Below are 19,490 nucleotides of genomic sequence, written 5' to 3'. Positions count from 1 at the left end.
TTTTTATTCAGGTGCTTGCCATTGCTGTTGGTAAAAGCGCTGGATATTGTCGCCTTCCCAATGAAACAAATACAGCCAGCCGTTATCGATCAGTTGTCTAACAATGTCATGTTTGGCGGCGATCTGTTCGATGGCGGTTTTAGGCGCTGCCACATAAACCGCTAACCTAACCGGCGTGTGCATCCATTGTTGACCATTGTGTAACGATTGCATGGACAACCCGATGCGCAAATCCCCGCCGTTGCCTTCAAACACCCCAATGTTGCCGCCAACGGCGTTATGCAATACTTTATTGCCGCAGCCGAATTTGAAGTTATCCGTCACGGATAAATTGTATTGCATGTTGATCCAGTGAGTGACCAGCATGGGCGCGGTAAGAATGCGTTCTAAAATGCTGAAGTCAGGGTCATTGTGTTGGTCATAATCGTGCAGAAAGCTGCGGCCTTGTAAGTCAAGATGACGAGTCTGTTGGCGCGGCGCGATAATAAACGCTTGGTTATTGGCGAGCCCCCATTCAGGGTTCACTTGCGACCAGTCGTTCGCGCGTTTGGTAAACGCTTTCGAACGTTGTTTGTCGGAAGCGTTCAGCAAGGACGTGTCTAACTTTGCCGCTCGTTCTTGTTGCGCTGCGCTTTTGGCTTTGTCAAACCAGCCTGTTTCTTTCAACCCGATTGCTATTTTGCTGTCGCTGCCTTTCGAGCCTTTTATTTGGTCAAAGCAGGTTATTTGATCTGTGGTGGTGTTGTGCAGCGCGGGAACAAAACGGGTGTCACTCGGAATATGGATGTCCATGTCGTTGAGTAAGGCGCGTACCTTACTGTCGTTCAATAATGACGCCAATACCCTAACGTTGACTTCGCCACTTTGACCACCGCAGGCGCCGCACTCTAATCCTGCCGCATGGAGATTGTTACTGGTGTGACTGCCGTGACCGACTAACATAACGATGGGCGCGTAGTGTGTCAGTTTTAGGGTGTCTAAAATGCCTTTTGCCAAATTGGCTTTGTCTTGGTCGGTTAAAGCGGCACCTTGCTGAGTCAATTGCCAGCCTGTGTTTGGCGCGAGGCGGTTGGCGGGGTGTTCTTGTCGCTTGGAGAAGAGGGTTTGTTTGAACATTTTAAAGGCGTACCACCAGCCCATGGATTCCACCATGGAAAAGGAGGCGGGCGCGGCGTGTCCCCAGCGGTGCCAACGGGCTTCTTTTTGTTGGTGGTGAACGTGGTCTTGGTCGCTGGTGCATTCCGTGACGGTGATGGAAGCAGACAGCAAACCGGGAAGTTGCGGGCGGGCGTAATGACTGTCCTTCGCCTGGTATTCGATGGGCAAGCCAAAGAATCCAGCAAAGCCCAACGTCTGAATGTGATCGGATTGTTTTTCCAATGCACGACGAAAGACTTCGGAGCGAACGTCGATACAAAAGATGGCCTGTAGCTCCGGTCTGGATGAGTTTTCTAACGAAGGCTTCTTCGCTTTCAGCGTTCGATGCAATGCGGATTGTTCGCTGTATTCCAATGCCAACGCCCAAATTTTGGAGGGTAACAACGCCTTGTGGTGGGTCTGAATCAATTCTGGAATGGCGACTTTTTGCGCTGACCAATTTGACTCTATGGTGGTGTGTAATTCAGGCGATGTGTGTTTTAGGTAACGCCAAACAACCCATTCCCACGCCATTTTGATGGCGAGCAAAGACGCCACATGATTTTCATGAGCAAGGCTTTCGTTGTTATCGCCTTTCGACCAATTTAAGTAAGCCAAGTAGCTGCTCCAACCATTGATGTCTTGCAACAATGCTTGTGCGTAAAAATGCAGCGTTTGATCGTCCAAGGCCAATTCTTCGATAACGAGAGCAAATAAAGCGTCTTTGTCACTGGGTAAGAGATGGAAGAAATCGGTTAGCTTGGATTCGCCCATGATGATGCTCAAACCTTTATCTTCATTGGTGACTTCTAGCCAATGACTGTAAAGATCGAGTTCGCTGTCGAGGTTCTGTTGTCGCAGAGTTGGGCTTTGTTGTTGATAATGTGCCGCGCAAAACTGGCTAACCTGATGGGTTATTTCATCATGCCAAGACATTTTATTGGCAGGGCGTTGTTGGTCGGCAAGATCGGCAAGGTTGCGCCACGGTGTGGGTTGGCTATTGGTTTGCGATAGGGCTTCTAACAAGGCGTCTGGCGCGACGTTGAGATCATAATGCTGGGCGGCTTTCACAAGGCAATCCTGCGAAATTCGACCTTCATCGAACCAATTGCGATAGGTATCAATCGGCAAGTACGTTTTGATGCCCGCCAAGGCAGACAGCTTGTTGGCGGCTTCATCAAAGGATCTATGCACCCATGACCACAGCGGGTTCACCGCGATCAGTTTATCCAATGGCCAATGGGGCGCGATTGTGTTGGCCGCATCAAGCAATAGGTCTTTTTGTTGCATGTTTAATGTCGGTGTTGTCTTGATGTCCATGCAATGCTCCTAAGGTTTTAGCGACGGTTGATGAGTGGATTTGGCGTGGTGTTGTTGCTTGGTTCTGGCGGGTAAGGTGACAGGCCAAAATTTCAGCACCAAACGTGTCAGCCATTCGTCCAGATAAAGCCCTGCAAACAACGCAATGGATAAGCGACGCACTGCGCGCCAGCGAACTTGATAATGCAACAACGCACTCAGCACAAAGAGCAGGCTGAATAAAATCATCGCCCAGATGTCCGCAAGGGAGAAAGCCTGTACTGTTAGGGTGGAATAGCTTGGCAAGACATAATGCATGGCCTGTTTGAGTGCGGCGTAAATGACACACAAAAATCCCCCCATGATGATGGTGTAAATGATCGACGGAGAATGCTCGCACGTACGCCATTGCACAATCAGAACCGTGAGTGCGAGCGCAAATAACCACCAAGCGCTAAATGCACCGTCGAATCCAAATAGGCTTCGAATGGCGATCACCACAGCGAGGCTGATAGAAAATGCCATCAGCCATGTTTGGGCATTGGGTACGACCGTGTTGCTGGTCTGAGCTTGTTGAAAACTGGTTTTCGCGGCGCTGGAAAGTCGCAACCGGATGGCGTCATTCACCGCGTTGCCAGAGTTGAGGAATGAATAAGCTTTGTAAAACGAATGGGCGAGCAAGTGCAGCAAGACCAGCTCGTATAACCCCAAAGCGAATTCCAACAACATCAAGCCCATTTGCGCGCACGTCGACCACGCAAGGCGCACCTTGACGCTGATACGGGTGGTCATAATCAGGGCGCTGGCGAGAGTCGACAAGCCCGCCACCAATAACAAAAGCCAGATTGCGATGGAACTTTGCGCCACCACAGGAGTGAACAACAGCAGCAAATACCCCCCCAGATTAATCACTCCGGCATGCAACAATGAACTGACGGGGGTAGGCGACTCGACCACTTGAATTAACCAGCCATGGAATGGCAGTTGAGCGCATTTGATTAACGCGGCCAATGCGATCAGACAGGCCGCTACCTGTGCTTGCCAGTGCAAGGGAACCCCTGCATCGAATTGAGCCGCTGCGGTATCGATAATGGTGTTGATGTATAAACTGTCGTATTGCTGATAAAGCAAAGCAAAGGCCGCAAGCAAAGACAGCTCAGCAACGCGCGCCAGCATGAACTTTTTATGAGCCGCAAGAATGGCGCGTGGGCGATCCGCATAAAACGTTAATAAGTTGTTGAGCGATAAACTGATGCCTAACCAACCGAGCCAAAAAACCACCAAATGGTTGGTCGTCACCGTGATGGCGACAGACGCTAAAGTAAACATGAGCCAGCGATAGTAGCGATTAAGGTTGGCTTGCCCTGCCATGTAGTGGCGCGAAAAGCTAATCAAGACCCAACCCATGACCGTCACCAGCCCAAGCATGATTTGGTTGAGAGCCGTATGACGGATGAGTGCAGACGATTGCCAAGCGTCAGTGAAAAAGTAGCTCACCGGAAAAGTAGTGAGAAAAATAATCAGTAATACAAGGCTTAATCGAGAGGCTTTTAGCGCAATGGATTGGCTGTTTTCTCGGCCGAGAGAGTAGCCGCCAAGAAACAGCATGAAGGGAATGAAAATCGGCAAAAAACTTAACGCGATAAGCGACATAACTACCTACATCTTTTGGGTTGAACAAGTGGCGGCGATTATGAAGACTTTATTTTGTTAATAAAAATACATATATTGTTAAAAAACGTTCACTTTATATTATGTATCAAAGGCTGTTGTTCATGGCGCGATTGAATTACCACCATTTGTATTATTTTTGGCGAGTGGCCAAGAGCCCAAGTTTGACGGAGGCGGCGGAAGCTTTGTTCATCTCACAGTCGGCGCTGTCTGCGCAGATAAAACAGCTAGAGCAAAGTTTGGACGTGGCATTATTTATCCGCCAAGGACGTAAGCTAGTCCTGACGGATGTGGGCCGTCGCGTGTTGGCGTACGCGCAAGACATTTTTAATACCGGTGAAGAGTTAGAGAAATTTATCCAGAAAGACAGCGTAACGCAGGTGCAGCACATCACCATTGGTGTGCAGAGTAATTTGTCGCGAAACTTTATCGAGAGCTTTATTGCGCCATTGCTAAGAAGCGAACACGTGGATTTTTCGTTGTCTTCTAGAGGCATGACCGATTTGCTCAATGGCCTTGTGAATCATGAATTGGATTTGGCGTTGACCAATCGGGCCATTTTAAGCGAAGGCCACGACACCACCTGGCGTAATCAATTGGTGGCAAGGCAAGCGGTGGCGATTGTTGGGCCTTATGGGGAGAAGCCGGATACGCCGTTTCCCCAAGGTTATGAAAACAAAAAATGGGTGGTGCCGGGGCGCAACACCGATATTCGTTCGTCCTTTGAATCTTTTTGCGCCACACATCAATATCAGCCAGACATCAAAGCGGAAGTGGATGACATGGCAATGTTGCGATTGTTGGCCAGAGACAGTGGCTATTTGTCTGTGCTGCCGCCAGTGGTGGTAAAAGATGAGATTCAATCGGCTGTGTTGCAGGATTACGAAAGCATTCCACAAGCGTTTGAAAACTTCTACGCCATTACCATGCCGCGCAAGTTCACTTCACAGCCCGTGTTGGATTTGATCAAGATGGCTATTCACCAGTATGCGGTCGATCACTCACTCTAAATAGTTGATTTAAAAATGACTATTTTTAGCAAGTTTGAGCTTAATGCTTGATAAAACCACAATCCAAGACCAGTATATTTAAAGATAACTGAATTTATAGACACTAATAAAATGAGAAGAAGGAGGGCGATCATGCAGTATGAAGATCGCGTTGATGCGTTAGTCGCACCGAAAGGTTCATTAGAAATGCTATCTCAGGATGAGATTTCTCGTTTGTCTGAAGAGTCTGGTCCACTTCATGACCTATTTCACCGCTGTGCTTTGGCTATCCTAAATTGTGGCAGTGATTCCGATGACCCTCAGGCTGTCATGGAAGAATTTAAAGATTTTGAAATTAACATCGTTCAGCAAGAACGTGGCGTGAAACTACAGCTTAAAAATGCGCCGGGCAGTGCCTTTGTGGACGGCAAGATGATCAGCAGTGTGCGTGAAATGCTGTTCAGTGTATTGCGAGATATTATTTTTACTCAGCATGAATACAACCTAGGGCGTGGTTTAGAAAATGCCAGCTCTGACAAGTTAACCAATGTGGTGTTTGAGTTATTGCGTAACGCCAATGTGTTCCGCCGAATCCAAACGCCAGACATGGTGGTTTGCTGGGGCGGGCATTCGATTGCGCGTCATGAGTACGATTACACCAAACGGGTAGGCCATGAGTTGGGCTTGCGTGAATTGAACATTTGCACTGGCTGTGGGCCGGGGGCGATGAAAGGGCCAATGAAAGGCGCCGCCATCGCCCACGCTAAACAGCGCATTAAAAACGGTGTGTATCTTGGCTTAACGGAGCCGGGCATTATTGCGGCCGAATCGCCAAACCCGATTGTGAACCAGTTGGTTATCATGCCGGATATAGAAAAACGTCTTGAAGCCTTTGTTCGTGCTGGGCACGGCATTGTTGTCTTCCCGGGTGGTGCCGGCACCGCAGAAGAAATTTTGTATATCTTGGGCATATTGCTACACCCTAAAAATGCCGATGTGCCGTTTCCTTTGGTGTTTACAGGGCCAAAAGAAAGCGCGGAATATTTCGAGCAAATTAACGCCTTTATCGGCGATGTATTGGGTGAAGAAGCACAACGCAAATACCAAATCATCATCGAAGATGAAGTGGAAGTAGCGCGTGTGATGAAGCAAGGCATGGAAGACGTTCGTGCGTATCGTAAAGCCCATCAAGATGCGTTTTACTACAATTGGAAGTTGCACATTCCAGAAGAATTTCAGCACCCATTCGAACCAACCCATGAGAAAGTGCGCGAGTTAAATTTGCACTTTAATCAAGAGACCCATTTGTTGGCGGCGGATTTGCGTCGTGCCTTCTCGTCTATCGTGGCTGGTAATGTAAAAGCCCAAGGTGTGGCGTATATTCAGGAATTCGGACCGTTTGAAATTCATGGGGACAAAGCCTTATTGGCGAAACTAGATGCGTTGTTGCAGGCGTTTGTTCGTCAGCAACGGATGAAGTTGCCGGGCAGTGCTTATGTGCCCTGTTATAAGGTGATCACAGATTAACTGGATGGCTACTGCGCTCGTGACGCCATCTCTAGCTAGGTGGTGACTACGCTCACCAATGCTTTGTTAATACAGTGATACTAAAAAAGGGCTTCTCGTGAAGCCCTTTTCTGTTTTTGGTTGTTGTCTTTTTGCTTCTGGTTTAAGAAAGCCTAGCCAAACACGGACCAGCCGATGCTTTCGGACAGTGCCTCAAGGGCTGCCATGCCCGCTAATGAGTTGCCAGATTTGTTGAGTTCTGGTGACCAGACGCAAACGGAAAAGCGATTGGGGACGATGGCAATAATGCCGCCGCCAACGCCGCTTTTTCCCGGTAAGCCGACACGGTAAGCAAAGTTGCCAGCTTCGTCGTAAAGGCCGCTGGTGGCAAGTAATCCATTCACTTGCGTCGTTTCGCGTGGGCTAAGCACTTGTTCACCGCTGAGCTGCGAATACCCCTTGTTGGCCAAGAAGCTGAACGCTTTGGCGAGGTCCACGCAATTCATGCGCATGGCACAGTTGTCGAAGTAACTGTGTAGCACTTGTTCTACGTCGTTTTCAAAATTACCAAAGGCTTTCATCAGATACGCCATGGAGGCATTGCGAGCGCGGAACTCGTATTCTGAGTGGGCAACGATTTTGTCTGAGTTCAAAAGAGGGTTATCGGCTAAACGACGGATAAACTCGCGCATGGCGTAATGGGGCGAGGCAAAACGTGATTGATTCATATCACTGATCACCAGAGCGCCCGCATTGATGAAGGGGTTGCGAGGCACACCTGATTCGTATTCAAGCTGCACGAGTGAATTGAATGGGTTGCCAGAAGGTTCGCGTCCAACGCGTTTCCACATGTCCTCGCCATAATGTTTGATGGCTAAAGTGAGACTGAATACCTTGGAAATACTCTGGATAGAGAAGTCAGTATGCGCTTGGCCTGCGTGATAGAGCTGGCCATCATTGCTGTAAATGGCAATGCCAAATTGATTGGGGTCGACATTGGCCAACGCGGGTATGTAATCTGCGACTTTGCCTAAACCGATTAATGGTTTTACTTTTTGTTCTATTGAATGCAGTAAATCGTCCACATCACTCTCATTAAACAGTGTTAAAGGGGCGGCTAGTATAGAGAAAGTCATTGGGAAACCCCAGAGTAATCTTGCCCATGATCAGGCACAAAAAAGCCCCCAAAAAGAGGGGGCTGATGGTCGCTTAGGTGGCTAATTTATTAGCGTGGTGAAATGCCATAAACAGAGGTGGTTCCGCTTACTTCGTTACCCACAATCAATAGTGCTTGGCCAGTTGGGCTGTCTTCTTTTGAAACAAAACTCATGCCTTCTGGCCCCAAATCGCCTGCTGCCGATGTTTTAACATCAGCCGCAAAATCACGGCTGGTTAGATACTGAATGAATTGCGCTTTTTCTGGCGTGGTAATGTCGTACACCATGATGCCACCCACGCGCTCTAAACCAATGAAAGCATAAGTGCGGCCATCAATTTGACCCAGTGTTAATGCTTCTGGCTCAGGCCCTTTGTCATCGCTGCGTCCATCGGCTTTGTTAGAGTCGTTGGATGCATTAAACCCATTTTCGCCTAATTGCTCGGCGGTAATGCGTTCAAAATCACTGCCGCTGTCGAAAACTTGTTTGCCATTTTCGCCGCTCCAAATGGAGAATGAACGCGCTCCGTAACCGTACAAGGTTGTAAAGGTGCAGTTGGTCGGTGTGCCTTTGACCAGCTCGCAATGGTCGGCACCTAACGTGCTGGTGATTTTCATGCGGCCTAGGTTGTTGTCGTCTTCTAACTGACCTTCAATGCTGTGGTTGAGTGGACTCGTCAGCGTAAGGTGACTGTTCGATTCGGCAAGATCTTTCACACGGAGTTCTTCGCTAAACCCTTTGTAATCTCTGGAGTCGCCTTCGTTGGCCGTGACGATGTAGGTTTTGCCTGAGACCATGTAAGACGCAATACTGTCAGGCATGTACAAACCCAGAACTGGCCAATTTTGCAATTGGATGGTTTTATCCTTGTCGCTGATATCAAGTTCGTTGCCTGGCTGGTTGTAATCTTTTGCGCCTAATGCCCAAATTGTTTCGATGGACTTTTTCGCAAGGTCGATTTTGGCAATGCCGTTGTTTTCTTGTAGCGAGACAAAAGCGTAACGATTGTCTTTAGATACTGTGATGTATTCTGGCTCTAAGTCTTGAGCAACGGTGGCGTTAGGGCCAAAAATGCGCAACCCCGCTGGACGTTCTGCAGCGCGAGAACCGCCGTTATTGAAATCACGGAAAGACACCTCGGTGACGTCCTTTTGGCTCAATGTTGAAAGGTCGCTTGAGATGGAAATGATGCTCACACTGCCTTCTGGGTCAATGGTGTAGGCATCGTTTGGTTCGCCTTCGTTGGCAACCACAACGTGTTTTCCGTCGTGAGAAAACGTAACCATGTCTGGCAGTGCGCCCACTTTGACGGCGGTGATGAACGTATGGTCTTCTATTTTATAAAACGCAACGTAACCCATATCTTGCTTTGGCTTGGCTTCAATGGCGACCGCCATCATGCCGTTGTGAACACTGACACTGTTGGCTGCACCCAATGTGATGCCCATCAGCTTGGCAACGTCTTGGCTGACGTCGAGTGTTTTGATTTTGGTTGGTGACATTGGGTTTTTCATTGAAAGCACGTCGACTTTCCCTGAGTTTGCGTTTACCACAAATGTCTCATGCGTCGTTGCGTCGTACGCCACAATCTCCGCTGCGCTTCCATCAAAAACACCCGATTCATAACGACCTAAGAAACGTAATTCGATCGCAGACGTGGCGGAAGTTGAGTCGGTATTGGTCGTTGTACAACCGCCCAATAAGGCAAGGGTGGCGCACAAGGGTAAGGCAACAGGTAAACGCATGAAGGTGTCTCCAAAGGAATAAAATATGAGCGTTTACAGTAACGTTGGAATATGACAAGAAAATGGCAAATACCAATAAGGGGTTACTTACTTGTATTTGCCACCAAGATTAAACGGCGAGGCTTTTAATGTGCGCGATATGGCGCAAGATCAGTTGCCCCGAAATGGTTGCGTTATTCGGTATATTGGGTAGGTCGTCTATGTGATACCAATGGGCTTCTTCAATTTCCCAGGCGCAGGTGTAATCTCTCCGCTTTGGTAGTCCGCATAAAATCCGACCATGAGTTGATGAGGAAAAGACCAAGGCTGGCTGTCGACATAGCGAATATTGGTGACGTCTAGGCCAACTTCTTCTTTCACTTCACGAGCCACAGCTTGTTCTAATGTTTCGCCTGCTTCAACAAACCCTGCGATGTTACTAAAGCGGTCTTTTGGTGCTTGAGGCCCACGGGCAAGCAGGATTTGGTTGCCTTTTCGAATTGACACTATGATGCAGGGGGAAATGCGAGGGTAATGTCTTAGGTTACACGAGACGCACATTTTGGCGTGTTCTTTGGCGTGTTTGTCTGGCATAGCGGTGCCGCAGCGCCCGCAGAATTGATGGTCTCTGTCCCAGGTTGATAACTGATGAGCACGGCTTAAAAGCAGGTAGTGGCTTTCATCTTGTAGGAACAATAGATCTCTTAGGCCAATTTCTGTAAAGCCCTTTGGAATAGATTCAAAGCGACAGACGAAAATATCTTGCCCATGCCATTGACCACAATAAATCGCGCTCATTTTGGCGTTAGGCTGAAAATGGGTAAAGGGAATGAGAAACTGGTTGTCTGACTCTATTAAGACTTGATTGCGGTGGAGCAGAATATAGAGCGCATCCTGATGGGGTAGGGGGTGTGTTTGAGTGCCAATGTCTAACATGTCGTTACTCGGTTTGCGTCTAAAAGAATTACGCTAACGCGATCATCTTCTAGACGCAATAACTTAGGTCGATTTATTTAGTTCCAGTCGAGTATGACTTTGCCCGATTGGCCAGAGCCCATGGTGTCGAAGCCTTGTTGGAAATCGTCTATGTTGAAACGATGGGTAATGATGGGGCTGATGTCTAAGCCCGATTGCAGCATAGCGACCATCTTGTACCAGGTTTCGTACATCTCTCGCCCATAAATGCCTTTGATTATTAGGCCTTTGAAAATGACTTGGTTCCAGTCAATTAGGGTGTCTTTGCCAGGAATGCCGAGCATGGCAATTTTGCCACCGTGGTTCATGCAATCCAGCATGGAGCGAAACGCCATGTCATTGCCTGACATTTCTAATCCCACGTCAAAGCCTTCGGTCATACCGAGTTCTTTCATCACGTCTTTTAATGATTCTTTTGCCACGTTGACGGTACGAGTTGCGCCCATTTTCTTTGCCAGATCTAGGCGGAATTCATTAACATCGGTAATCACCACATTGCGAGCACCGACGTGTTTCGCAATGGCGGCGGCCATGGCACCAATAGGGCCAGCGCCAGTGATGAGAACATCTTCACCGATTAAGTCGAAAGACAGCGCGGTATGAGTGGCGTTGCCAAATGGGTCGAAGATGGCAGCCATGTCATCGCTGATGTTGTTTGGGATTTTAAACGCGTTGCTGGCGGGAATGACCAGATATTCTGCAAAAGCGCCCGTGCGGTTGACGCCGACGCCCAGTGTCTTGCGACATAGGTGGCGGCGGCCAGCACGACAGTTTCGACAGTGGCCACAGGTAATGTGCCCTTCTCCGGACACTCGATCGCCAATCTTGAAACCAGAGACTTCTGGGCCGATTTCGGTGATTTCACCTACGAACTCATGGCCAATTGTCATGGGCACGGGAATGGTGTTCTGTGCCCAATCGTCCCATTGGTAGATGTGCATGTCGGTACCGCAAATGGCGGTTTTGCGGATCTTAATGACAACGTCGTTGTGTCCACATTCTGGTGGTGGAACGTCGGTCATCCAAATGCCTTTTTCGGCGTGAAGCTTTGCCAGTGTTTTCATGGTTGGTTTCCTTCAATAATTCCCATTTCTCGACCTATTTTCGCAAAAGCAACGATGGCCTGGTCGAGTTGTTCCATTGTGAGTGCGGCAGACATTTGTGTGCGAATTCTGGCTTTGCCCATTGGTACAACGGGGTAAGCAAATCCTGTGACAAAGATGCCTTCTTTATATAGCGCATTTGCCATCTCTTGTGCGAGTTTTGCATCCCCTAAAATAACGGGAATGATGGGGTGGTCGCCAGGAACAAGGTGAAAGCCCAATTCGTTCATTTGAGTGCGAAAATATTGGCTGTTGGCTTTGAGTTTTTGGCGAGCCTCAGCGCCTGTTTTTATCGATTCTAGAATGCTTAGGCTGGTGGCAGTAATGACCGGTGCCAATGAGTTGGAAAACAAATAAGGGCGTGAGCGTTGGCGTAACCAGTCGACGATGTTTTTTGACGCGCTTGTGTAGCCGCCAGACGCACCGCCCAGGGCTTTGCCTAATGTGCCTGTGATGATATCGATACGACCTAGGACATCGCAGTATTCATGGCTGCCACGGCCATTTTCTCCTAGAAAGCCCACTGCGTGAGAATCGTCAACCATGACTAAGGCATCGTATTTGTCTGCAAGATCACAGATGGATTGTAGGTCGGCAATGATGCCATCCATAGAGAAAACGCCGTCAGTGACTATTAGCTTGGTTTTGGCACCGTCTTTATCGGCTTGTTGGAGGTTTGCCTCTAATTCCGTCATGTCATTATTCGCGTAACGATAACGCTTCGCTTTACATAAACGAATACCGTCGATAATGCTGGCGTGGTTGAGTGCGTCACTGATGATGGCGTCGTCGCTGTTTAATAAGGTTTCAAACAAGCCTCCATTTGCATCAAAGCAGGAGGAGTACAAAATGGTGTCTTCCATTTTCAGGAAGTCACTGAGGCTTTTCTCTAATTGGGTATGGATGCTTTGAGTGCCACAAATAAAGCGCACAGACGCCATGCCATAACCGTAGTCATCTAACGCTTGGTGAGCTGCTAGGGTGACATTTTTGTCATTGGCAAGGCCTAGGTAGTTGTTTGCGCACAGATTGATGAGCGGGGTTTTGTCGGCGGTGGTTATTTGGCTGGCCTGTGGTGTGATAAGCGGGCGCTCTTCTTTATAGAGGCCTTCTTCTTTTAGTGTCTGGAGTTGGTTATCCAAGTTTTGGTAAAAAGCGGATTTACTCATGTTTGTTTCCTCTTGTGGAGTGTGACATGCCAATGGTGCGGTCTGTCTTGTATGCCTTGAGTGTAGGAGGGCGTTGTCAATATGAGTAGATGCAGTGACATAGCAAAATGGCCATAACAGTTATGGGCCACTTTCGTGCTGCGCTGGTCATGGGCTCAGTTCGTCCGTAGAATGAGCGCAAATATTAAGCAAAAAGGAAAAGACATGTTGTCAAAGCGGTATTGCGGCATCGTACTCGGTGCACTTGGCGTAAGTATGGCGGTTCAGGCTCAGGATTATTTGCCTGTTCTTCAATACCATCACGTTAGCGCCAGCTCTCCTAAGTCTACATCGGTAACGCCAGAGCAGTTTACGGAACATATGGACTACCTAAAAAACGCAGGTTTCCAAGTGGTAGACTTGCGATCTGCGTTGGATGATTTGAAAGCCCATAAGCCGCTGCCAGAAAAAGCGGTTGCTATTTCGTTTGATGACGCTTACCGCAGCATTTATCAAGCCGGCTTCCCGATCATGAAGGAAAGAAATTTTCCTTTTACTGTGTTCATTAATACCGAACCAGTGGAACGTCAGAGCCGTAGTTTTTTAACATGGGAGCAGATGAAGGAAATGGAAGCGTCTGGAGGCGTGTTTGCGAATCACACAATTCGACACCCTTATATGTTGCGCAAAGAAAAAGGCGAAACCGATCAAGACTGGCTAGCTCGGATGACCCATGAGGTAGATACGGTTGAGCAGTTACTGAATAAGCATTTAGGACACTCTCCTAAAATGTTGGCGTATCCTTATGGTGAATCTAACCGCCAGATTCGAGATATGATGAAAGATCGAGGCATCATGGCATTTGGCCAGCAGTCTGGTGTGGTGAGCGCCGAATCTGATTTTGAAAACTTGCCACGTTTTCCAGCATCAGGAGCCTATGCAACATTATCGACACTAAAGACCAAGCTTAATGCTAAGCCGATGCCTTTGTTTTCAGAAGAAACTGGGGGGACTTCGCGACCGATCAGCCTGTGTCGATTCGATTAACGTTTAAAGAAGGTAAGTATCGCCTTAAGGACATGGCCTGTTATGTAGCAGGGCAAGGCAAGGCATCGCTGAATTGGGTATCTAAGACAGAAGTGGTCGCTACAGCGAATAAGCCGTTTGGTGTGGGGCGAGGGCGTATTAACTGCACTATGCCGGACAATTCGGGCAAACATTATTACTGGTATTCTAATGTTTGGATCCGTTCTTCGGCTGATCAGGGCTATGTGAGTGAAAAAAGTTAAACTTTTTTAAAAAAGAGGTTGCACTGAAATTTCAAATCAGTATTATACACCTCGCTCGCAACGGAGGGGTGGCAGAGCGGTTTAATGCACCAGTCTTGAAAACTGGCGTAGGTTAATAGCCTACCGAGAGTTCGAATCTCTCCTCCTCCGCCATCTTCTAAAGATGGTTGTTGTGACAAGATAAAATATTAGTTCCTCGATAGCTCAGTTGGTAGAGCAAATGACTGTTAATCATTGGGTCACTGGTTCGAGTCCAGTTCGAGGAGCCATTCGGAGTATAGCGCAGTCTGGTAGCGCGCCTGCTTTGGGAGCAGGATGTCGGGGGTTCGAATCCCTCTACTCCGACCATTTATTTTATCATCACCATTAGTAATGGTGGGCGTAGCTCAGTTGGTAGAGCTCCGGATTGTGATTCCGGCGGTCGTGGGTTCAAGCCCCATCGTCCACCCCATTACTTGATAGTTGGGTCGTTAGCTCAGTTGGTAGAGCAGTTGACTTTTAATCAATTGGTCACTGGTTCGAATCCAGTACGACCCACCAACTATCCCTATACAGAATTCAAATCTGATTAATTCCTCGATAGCTCAGTTGGTAGAGCAAATGACTGTTAATCATTGGGTCACTGGTTCGAGTCCAGTTCGAGGAGCCAATCGGAGTATAGCGCAGTCTGGTAGCGCGCCTGCTTTGGGAGCAGGATGTCGGGAGTTCGAATCTCTCTACTCCGACCATTAGTTATTCAAGTTTAAAAAATTATGAGCGGGTCGTTAGCTCAGTTGGTAGAGCAGTTGACTTTTAATCAATTGGTCACTGGTTCGAATCCAGTACGACCCACCATTCTTCTCATAATTATCCTTATCTAAAAAATCTTCCGTTTTGTTATTGATCTTTCTTTGGATGGATTCAAAATCGTCTATCGTCTATCGTCTATCGTCTATCGTCTATCGTCTATCGTCTATCGTCTATCGTCTATCGTCTATCGTCTATCGTCTATCGTCTATCGTCTATCGTCTATCGTCTATCGTCTATCGTCTATCGTCTATCGTCTATCGTCTATCGTCTATCGTCTATCGTCTATCGTCTATCGTCTATCGTCTATCGTCTATCGTCTATCGTCTATCGTCTATCGTCTATCGTCTATCGTTTGTGTTAGGTGTGGTGGTGTGTATGTGAGAGCTTAGGGGTGGTTGCGCTATTGGCTTGGTTGAATGTTCTTTGGGTGTGATTAGTGAGTGATTAGATGGGGAGTGCTGAGGTGTGAATAAGTGTGATTAATGAGGTTTTTTGTTCAGAAAGAAAAGATTGAGCTGTGTATAAATGTGTTTGATTTTCGTGAGTGTTTTTGAGCAGATAGTGCGAAGATGGTCTTTTTAGAAAGGTAGTGCTGCTAATGGTGGAGGGAGGTGGATTCGAACCACCGAAACTTTCGTGGCAGATTTACAATCTGCTCCCTTTGGCCACTCGGGAACCCCTCCACAGCAGCGCGACGTATAATATACATCGCGTTTCACTATGTAAATAGTTTTTTAGGATTTATTTAGTAGTTTTTCAAGTTTCGCTTTCATTCGCTCTTCAGGAGACAGGTTGTCGTAAATGTCGTCTTGCTTTGGCGCGTTCTGAGCGGGTTTGGATTTAGGCTGGGTTTTATGTTTTGCTTGCGCCTTTGGTTTTTGACGAGCGGGTTGAGAAGGTCTCTCTTTTGCTGGTCTGCTGGTTGTTGCTGTTTTCGCTTTCGTCGGGATCATGGACTCAGGCAGTGCAGGTTCATTGTTTACAGCAACACCTTCAAGGTCTATGCGCGGCTGTCCGGACAGTAAGCATTTTTTGTATCGGTCTGAGCGCGTGTAAGCCGCTAGAGCGCGTTTTTGCTTGCTGGCGTTAAAGTCTTCATCCAGCACCATGTCTTTGTCTATGCCGACTTTAAGTGGTTTAGGTTGATTCCAGTCAAACGCTTTTGGATAACGGTCTTCCAGCATTTTGATTAGGCGGCGATTGTTTTTTTGATTTTTCTGACGCTTTTTTTGTTCGGGCGTCAGCGTCGCTGCTTCTGTAGTGCTGTCACTTGCTTGTTGTACGCTAGTGTCGTTATCGACTAGTTTGTCGTCTTCTTGCAAGCCGTTAAGCTCTGTTTGTTGTGTGGTCATGTAATCAATCTGTTCTGTTGTCGTGGTTGGGGTATTGCTGTTATCAGCATGCTCGTGCAATAAGTCAAAATTGAGTTGGTATTCCACTCTGTCTGTCTTTTTTGCTTGCTCAGGGGCTGATTCGTTACTTAAAAGATCAAGAGAGTCTTCAATATAAAGCTGCAATTGTTCTTCTGTTGAGCGATCTGCCATATGTTGCAATAGATCCATTGAAGCACTGTATTCAATGGACGGTGTGTTTGTTTCTTGTCGCTTTTGTATTTCCTCGTTCGCTGCTTTTAATTGCTGTGTTAGCCAGTTAATTTTTGCTTCGAGTTCTGCAATTAGTTGTTCCATAAAAACACAAGGCTCAATATTTTATTGGGGTCAGCGGAATACTGGGTGTATTGCTTGTGCCAATCATTTCTTTTCGCTGATCCTCGTTTGGTAGTGTGATGGGGATGTGTTTTCCACTTTGCCACCAAACGTAAGTCGTTGTGATTAAGGCGCTAGCGATAAAAAAAGGTAGTAGTTTCATCAGACTTAGAAAGTAAGTCCTGCACCAACCATAATGTGTTTATCATACGTTTCGTTGCTGCTGTTCAGTATTTTGATATACACATCTAGGCGTGATGCATCGGATGTCGCAATACGAAACCCTGCTTCAGGATAATACACTGTGTCATCTAGGAAAGAGACTCCGCCGCCGATGAATGACCACATAGGAATCCCTGGGAATATTTGGAACGCAGGTGTTGCGCTATAAAAACGAGAGCCGAGTGTGACAGAGCTCTCGAATGTTTCTCCTAATACAAAGGAAAACCCCCGTAAAACGAAATGTTTTCGGGGAGAGTGAATTCCATGTTGGTATTAAGGATGGAGGTGATGTTGTCTTGTCCGTCAGCGGTGTCAGGTCGAGCTGCGGTAGATTCAAAATTTACTAAACTCGCAATTTGGTCAGCTGATGCGTTTACACTCACTAGAACTAAAGCGGCAAGTAAAAATGATTTCATTATTTTGCGTCCATCTGATTTAAACGATTCAACATTTGAGAAAGTGACGATTCCCAGTTTGATTGTTGTTCTTTGGTTTGGTTTAGTGCGCTTTGCATTTCGCTCTTTTCTTCACTCAGCTCGTAGTTTTGCATTTCTAGCTCTGAAATGCGCTTGCGAAGAGAGCCTATTTCTTCTACTGCTTCGTTGATGCGTTGTTCTAGGTGGTGTAATAGTTCGTTATTCATTGTGTCTGTCCTAAAAATAAAAAACGCCTTTGGTGTATAGGCTGTGTTGTATAGCGTTACCAAGCAATCACGACATCTTGTTGTTGAACATTTAGTATGTGAGAGTCAACAACGAGTTCGCCAACAGAAAAGTTAGGCTGAACTTGCTTGATTGTAACACTGATGTTTGCATTATTCAGCTGAGTTTGAGCGGATTGCAGCTGATTGAATACCTCATAACGACGATACACGTTGAATTTATCACCTGGTTTGATTCCAGACAAAGATCCAGCGGAAATATGTATCCGATTGCCCTCCGTGCGAAAAATGTTGGCAATAAAAGGTTGGCAGCGCAATTGCTCGCTGGTGTCGAGAGCGCTCTCTTTTAGCGCTTGCTGAACAACCTTGCCGTAATGGACGGACCAGAATTTGGCGCTGCCAAAGCCAATTTTGGCATGGTCTGATATGTCCCAGTTTCCAATCTCGTTGTAACGGTGCTCAAAGAGCAGTGCGCCGCTGAAGCCATCATAGATATAGATATCGACCACAAAGTTTCTTTCTTTATCTATTTCTTCATCCAGCATGTCTTTAGCATTTTTGTCATTGGGGAATCGCAGATACACTTCACCAATGTCTCGGATAACGCCACTGACAATATATTGCACCCCTAGTTGTTCGCTAATACGCGTTACATTGGTTAGCGAGCCATCATAATTTGTGGATGATGGGGCGTTTATTAGGTCGGGATAAATGGCTATATTGGTGGCGGTAAGTGCTCTTAAATAGCCCTGTTTGTTGATTTCATCGGCTAGGTCTTTGGGCAATTCTCGTGAAATGTTGCTCAGTTCACCAAGTCTTGCTTGCTGCGGAACTTGCAATTCGAACCCTGTCACACCGACGGTTTTTTTGTAGTAGCTTGTAGGGCCGGTGCTGCATTGTGAGTCGGGTGTGACGTCAACGCGAGCAACAATTCGGAGGAAATCGCCATTTTGCTCTTCTGATAATATTCTGGCTTTTTGGACATAGCCTGAACTGCGAATTTCTAGATTGGAGTCAAGTTCGCCATTGGATAGCTCATCTTTAATGTTAACTCTAGAACCAGATTCTAAAACGGCTTGTTTTATGGCTTGTTGAGTGGCGCGATAGCGAGCATCAACAAGGTCATTATTGTAGATAACCGCTTCACCTACCGCATCGACGCTTTTTGCCGCGCTGACAGCGGGCAATAAAGCGACCAAAATAAAGATTAATGTGCGTTTAAACAACAACATTGGTTATTCAATGCTATAGAAATTAGTAGTTGGTGTGGCGTTTTCTACATTGATCGCGCGATAACCTGGTTGAACTTTACAGTTTGGATCAGATTGAATGTTTGAAGAACTTAGGCACTGGCGGAAATTTTCTTGTAATGCCATCTCTACTACGGTTTCAAAGGTGCCGTCTTCGTGTTCTCTTTGAGAAACGACTTTTGCGCCAACCAAGTAAGCATCAACATACGTTCTCAGTTCGTCATTTTGCATTACCATGTTGCTCAAAGAACTCGAACCGTCAATTTTCAAACCATAAACTCGTTCAGACAGGTTGCGATACGCGTCAAGCATTGAGCTACGAAGTGTCATGATGCGCGCCTGAGATTTGGTAAGGCGTTTGTTTGTCATCATGGCCGCGTAGCCAGTGGCGGTAATAATAATCGGTTCTTGTTTGATGACTGCGATGGTGTTGTTGGCGTTGACAGCGCCATTTTGAACATAGCCGGTTGACGAAGCGCTGTTGCCAACGGTGTTTCCGTTACATGGGGCAACGGTCGTACATGTTGTACCAGCCGTTCCCTGCTGGCTCAGGTTTTGGCACCCCGCAAGTATTACTGCGCCTACGGCGATTAGAATAATTCGAAGTGATGCTGTCATGGTGGTGCCCTTTGTATGAAGTCTTTATTCTTAATCTTTTGCGTTATAAAAAGCACATATTGGTGCCGCTACCTAGTTTAATCGGTCAATTCCAACAAGTCTTAAGAATGTTTAGTGCGTTGAAAACGTCTTTGGTTTTCAACATGGCAAATCTAATGGACAAAATGTAAACCATTTTGCGCTCTAGCGTCCATGTTTGGAGGCCGAAAAATGCGCTTTTTCTTTGTTTTTGATAGTAAATATTTT

The 19,490-nt window shown here is 47.0% G+C and carries 18 protein-coding genes and 9 tRNA genes; 13 read left to right on the top strand and 14 right to left on the bottom strand.

All coding sequences use genetic code 11. The features are described 5' to 3' along the window. Window positions 1–3 precede the first annotated feature (3 nt). Both N5P32_RS12730 and N5P32_RS12725 read right to left on the bottom strand, forming a co-directional pair. On the bottom strand, window positions 4–2,457 hold the full coding sequence (locus N5P32_RS12730) for a YbcC family protein (protein WP_265729412.1): 2,454 nt from the start codon (window positions 2,455–2,457) through the stop codon (window positions 4–6). 9 nt (window positions 2,458–2,466) lie between these two features. Further along, window positions 2,467–4,089, bottom strand: a complete 1,623-nt coding sequence (locus tag N5P32_RS12725) for an NADH-quinone oxidoreductase subunit L (RefSeq protein ID WP_265729411.1) — start codon at window positions 4,087–4,089, stop codon at window positions 2,467–2,469. Between the two features lie 122 nt (window positions 4,090–4,211). Between N5P32_RS12725 and N5P32_RS12720 the strand changes: the two genes are divergently transcribed. Both N5P32_RS12720 and ppnN read left to right on the top strand, forming a co-directional pair. Then, entirely contained in the window at window positions 4,212–5,117 is a 906-nt protein-coding gene (locus tag N5P32_RS12720; protein ID WP_265729410.1) for a LysR family transcriptional regulator, read from the top strand. A gap of 132 nt (window positions 5,118–5,249) precedes the next feature. Next, window positions 5,250–6,623: a nucleotide 5'-monophosphate nucleosidase PpnN gene (ppnN, locus tag N5P32_RS12715; RefSeq protein WP_265729409.1), complete on the top strand. Its 1,374-nt coding sequence runs from the start codon at window positions 5,250–5,252 to the stop codon at window positions 6,621–6,623. Between the two features lie 152 nt (window positions 6,624–6,775). Here ppnN and glsB read toward each other — a convergent pair whose 3' ends face one another. The 5 genes from glsB to N5P32_RS12690 form a co-directional block, all read right to left on the bottom strand. Next, complete coding sequence (gene glsB, locus N5P32_RS12710) at window positions 6,776–7,687, bottom strand: glutaminase B (protein WP_265729431.1); 912 nt, start codon at window positions 7,685–7,687, stop codon at window positions 6,776–6,778. A 140-nt stretch (window positions 7,688–7,827) separates the two neighbouring features. Beyond that, on the bottom strand, window positions 7,828–9,504 hold the full coding sequence (locus tag N5P32_RS12705) for a choice-of-anchor I family protein (RefSeq protein ID WP_265729408.1): 1,677 nt from the start codon (window positions 9,502–9,504) through the stop codon (window positions 7,828–7,830). Window positions 9,505–9,702: 198 nt separating this feature from the next. Continuing rightward, entirely contained in the window at window positions 9,703–10,419 is a 717-nt protein-coding gene (gene nudC / locus N5P32_RS12700) for an NAD(+) diphosphatase (RefSeq protein ID WP_265729407.1), read from the bottom strand. Between the two features lie 77 nt (window positions 10,420–10,496). Next, window positions 10,497–11,522 carry an L-threonine 3-dehydrogenase gene (tdh, locus tag N5P32_RS12695; RefSeq protein WP_265729406.1) on the bottom strand — a complete coding sequence of 342 codons (1,026 nt, stop codon included), beginning with the start codon at window positions 11,520–11,522 and terminating at the stop codon, window positions 10,497–10,499. Beyond that, complete coding sequence (locus N5P32_RS12690) at window positions 11,519–12,730, bottom strand: glycine C-acetyltransferase (protein WP_265729405.1); 1,212 nt, start codon at window positions 12,728–12,730, stop codon at window positions 11,519–11,521. The genes tdh and N5P32_RS12690 overlap by 4 nt, the downstream gene beginning before the upstream one ends. Before the next feature lie 204 nt (window positions 12,731–12,934). Between N5P32_RS12690 and N5P32_RS12685 the strand changes: the two genes are divergently transcribed. From N5P32_RS12685 to N5P32_RS12635, 11 genes are all read left to right on the top strand, one after another. Continuing rightward, window positions 12,935–13,756 (top strand): polysaccharide deacetylase family protein, encoded by an 822-nt coding sequence (locus tag N5P32_RS12685; RefSeq protein ID WP_265729404.1) that lies wholly within the window; start codon window positions 12,935–12,937, stop codon window positions 13,754–13,756. Continuing rightward, window positions 13,741–13,998 carry a hypothetical protein gene (locus N5P32_RS12680; RefSeq protein WP_265729403.1) on the top strand — a complete coding sequence of 86 codons (258 nt, stop codon included), beginning with the start codon at window positions 13,741–13,743 and terminating at the stop codon, window positions 13,996–13,998. Before N5P32_RS12685 ends, N5P32_RS12680 begins: the two co-directional genes overlap by 16 nt. 62 nt (window positions 13,999–14,060) lie before the next feature. Beyond that, window positions 14,061–14,151 (top strand) — tRNA-Ser (locus tag N5P32_RS12675). A gap of 40 nt (window positions 14,152–14,191) precedes the next feature. Further along, a tRNA-Asn gene (locus tag N5P32_RS12670) sits at window positions 14,192–14,267 on the top strand. Window positions 14,268–14,269: 2 nt separating this feature from the next. Continuing rightward, window positions 14,270–14,346, top strand: a tRNA-Pro gene (locus N5P32_RS12665). A gap of 27 nt (window positions 14,347–14,373) precedes the next feature. After that, a tRNA-His gene (locus N5P32_RS12660) sits at window positions 14,374–14,449 on the top strand. Window positions 14,450–14,462: 13 nt separating this feature from the next. Continuing rightward, a tRNA-Lys gene (locus N5P32_RS12655) sits at window positions 14,463–14,538 on the top strand. A 33-nt stretch (window positions 14,539–14,571) separates the two neighbouring features. Beyond that, window positions 14,572–14,647 (top strand) — tRNA-Asn (locus N5P32_RS12650). A 2-nt stretch (window positions 14,648–14,649) separates the two neighbouring features. Then, a tRNA-Pro gene (locus N5P32_RS12645) sits at window positions 14,650–14,726 on the top strand. Window positions 14,727–14,756: 30 nt separating this feature from the next. Then, window positions 14,757–14,832: transfer RNA gene (locus N5P32_RS12640), tRNA-Lys, on the top strand. Between the two features lie 60 nt (window positions 14,833–14,892). Then, window positions 14,893–15,168, top strand: coding sequence for a hypothetical protein (locus N5P32_RS12635; RefSeq protein WP_265729402.1), 276 nt, complete (start codon window positions 14,893–14,895; stop codon window positions 15,166–15,168). A gap of 218 nt (window positions 15,169–15,386) precedes the next feature. Here the strand turns inward: N5P32_RS12635 and N5P32_RS12630 are convergent. From N5P32_RS12630 to N5P32_RS12600, 7 genes are all read right to left on the bottom strand, one after another. Then, window positions 15,387–15,470: transfer RNA gene (locus N5P32_RS12630), tRNA-Tyr, on the bottom strand. Window positions 15,471–15,521: 51 nt separating this feature from the next. Beyond that, complete coding sequence (locus N5P32_RS12625) at window positions 15,522–16,475, bottom strand: ProQ/FinO family protein (RefSeq protein WP_265729401.1); 954 nt, start codon at window positions 16,473–16,475, stop codon at window positions 15,522–15,524. A gap of 186 nt (window positions 16,476–16,661) precedes the next feature. Then, window positions 16,662–16,841, bottom strand: coding sequence for a hypothetical protein (locus N5P32_RS12620; RefSeq protein WP_265729400.1), 180 nt, complete (start codon window positions 16,839–16,841; stop codon window positions 16,662–16,664). A gap of 83 nt (window positions 16,842–16,924) precedes the next feature. Next, window positions 16,925–17,131 (bottom strand): hypothetical protein, encoded by a 207-nt coding sequence (locus tag N5P32_RS12615; protein WP_265729399.1) that lies wholly within the window; start codon window positions 17,129–17,131, stop codon window positions 16,925–16,927. Next, window positions 17,131–17,358 carry a cell division protein ZapB gene (locus N5P32_RS12610; RefSeq protein WP_265729398.1) on the bottom strand — a complete coding sequence of 76 codons (228 nt, stop codon included), beginning with the start codon at window positions 17,356–17,358 and terminating at the stop codon, window positions 17,131–17,133. Before N5P32_RS12610 ends, N5P32_RS12615 begins: the two co-directional genes overlap by 1 nt. 56 nt (window positions 17,359–17,414) lie before the next feature. Beyond that, window positions 17,415–18,608: a flagellar assembly protein FlgT gene (locus N5P32_RS12605; protein WP_265729397.1), complete on the bottom strand. Its 1,194-nt coding sequence runs from the start codon at window positions 18,606–18,608 to the stop codon at window positions 17,415–17,417. A 3-nt stretch (window positions 18,609–18,611) separates the two neighbouring features. Further along, window positions 18,612–19,244 carry an LPP20 family lipoprotein gene (locus tag N5P32_RS12600; RefSeq protein WP_265729396.1) on the bottom strand — a complete coding sequence of 211 codons (633 nt, stop codon included), beginning with the start codon at window positions 19,242–19,244 and terminating at the stop codon, window positions 18,612–18,614. Between the last annotated feature and the right edge of the window lie 246 nt (window positions 19,245–19,490).

It is taken from the genome of Marinomonas pontica, assembly GCF_026191375.1.
Classification (GTDB): domain Bacteria; phylum Pseudomonadota; class Gammaproteobacteria; order Pseudomonadales; family Marinomonadaceae; genus Marinomonas; species Marinomonas pontica.
Note: the sequence above shows the minus strand (reverse complement) of the source record. Positions and strands in the feature narration are given on the sequence as shown.

Coding starts and splice junctions, on each gene's coding strand:
- N5P32_RS12730 (WP_265729412.1), bottom strand. CDS start 2,457: ATGGACATCAAGACAACACCGACATTAAACATGCAACAAAAAGACCTA.
- N5P32_RS12725 (WP_265729411.1), bottom strand. CDS start 4,089: ATGTCGCTTATCGCGTTAAGTTTTTTGCCGATTTTCATTCCCTTCATG.
- N5P32_RS12720 (WP_265729410.1), top strand. CDS start 4,212: ATGGCGCGATTGAATTACCACCATTTGTATTATTTTTGGCGAGTGGCC.
- ppnN (WP_265729409.1), top strand. CDS start 5,250: ATGCAGTATGAAGATCGCGTTGATGCGTTAGTCGCACCGAAAGGTTCA.
- N5P32_RS12705 (WP_265729408.1), bottom strand. CDS start 9,504: ATGCGTTTACCTGTTGCCTTACCCTTGTGCGCCACCCTTGCCTTATTG.
- nudC (WP_265729407.1), bottom strand. CDS start 10,419: ATGTTAGACATTGGCACTCAAACACACCCCCTACCCCATCAGGATGCG.
- tdh (WP_265729406.1), bottom strand. CDS start 11,522: ATGAAAACACTGGCAAAGCTTCACGCCGAAAAAGGCATTTGGATGACC.
- N5P32_RS12690 (WP_265729405.1), bottom strand. CDS start 12,730: ATGAGTAAATCCGCTTTTTACCAAAACTTGGATAACCAACTCCAGACA.
- N5P32_RS12685 (WP_265729404.1), top strand. CDS start 12,935: ATGTTGTCAAAGCGGTATTGCGGCATCGTACTCGGTGCACTTGGCGTA.
- N5P32_RS12635 (WP_265729402.1), top strand. CDS start 14,893: ATGGATTCAAAATCGTCTATCGTCTATCGTCTATCGTCTATCGTCTAT.
- N5P32_RS12625 (WP_265729401.1), bottom strand. CDS start 16,475: ATGGAACAACTAATTGCAGAACTCGAAGCAAAAATTAACTGGCTAACA.
- N5P32_RS12620 (WP_265729400.1), bottom strand. CDS start 16,841: ATGTGGTCATTCATCGGCGGCGGAGTCTCTTTCCTAGATGACACAGTG.
- N5P32_RS12615 (WP_265729399.1), bottom strand. CDS start 17,131: ATGAAATCATTTTTACTTGCCGCTTTAGTTCTAGTGAGTGTAAACGCA.
- N5P32_RS12610 (WP_265729398.1), bottom strand. CDS start 17,358: ATGAATAACGAACTATTACACCACCTAGAACAACGCATCAACGAAGCA.
- N5P32_RS12605 (WP_265729397.1), bottom strand. CDS start 18,608: ATGTTGTTGTTTAAACGCACATTAATCTTTATTTTGGTCGCTTTATTG.
- N5P32_RS12600 (WP_265729396.1), bottom strand. CDS start 19,244: ATGACAGCATCACTTCGAATTATTCTAATCGCCGTAGGCGCAGTAATA.